Origin of the sequence: Micromonospora sp. CPM1, assembly GCF_023896895.1 — a bacterium.
Taxonomy (GTDB): domain Bacteria; phylum Actinomycetota; class Actinomycetes; order Mycobacteriales; family Micromonosporaceae; genus Micromonospora; species Micromonospora tulbaghiae.
In genome coordinates this window covers 1-488 of record NZ_JAMHIU010000067.1, presented here as the reverse complement: position 1 = coordinate 488, position 488 = coordinate 1, and the positions used below count along the sequence as shown (strand labels likewise).

Annotated in this window: 1 protein-coding gene; it reads left to right on the top strand. The window is 63.5% G+C overall.

Going from position 1 to position 488, the window contains the following annotated elements; genetic code table 11:
- On the top strand, positions 1-259 hold a 259-nt coding region (locus M8C11_RS30140; RefSeq protein WP_252454825.1), incomplete at its 5' end, for a hypothetical protein.
- Positions 260-488 lie beyond the last annotated feature (229 nt).

Sequence of the window (488 nt, the reverse complement as noted above, 5' to 3'; positions counted from 1 at the left end):
ACGGGGCAATTCCTCTGCGCCGATCGGGCTGGACTTGCTGCTGCATGCTGGTCGCCCCTACCGCTTCGCCATCGAGCAGATGCATCCGGATCGCACGGAGCCCGTTGCGGAGTATGTGCTGTTCCGATTCTGGCCGCCTGCTGAGATCGATGACGTGGACACGTGGCAATGCCCCTGCGATCGACCACAAGCCGACGGGGATAACCGGCCTGGCCACTGGGAATGGCGTGCTCCGGTTATTGCGCTGAGCCGGCGGTGACGGCAGAGCGGCTTGCGGGTTAGGCGCGAGTACCGGGGAACGATGATTGCAAGGCGGTGGCTCGTGACTCGATGAGCTGCATGCGGAGCTGCCACTCTTCGTTCGCGCAACACCTCCTGGAGGTTCCGAAGCGCCAGCGGGTCGAACACTTCGACCTGTCGAGCTTGTTCACGCCTCGTCGGTCGCCTACGCGTCATGCCGGGAGGATAGCGGCTTGTGATCAAAGGAG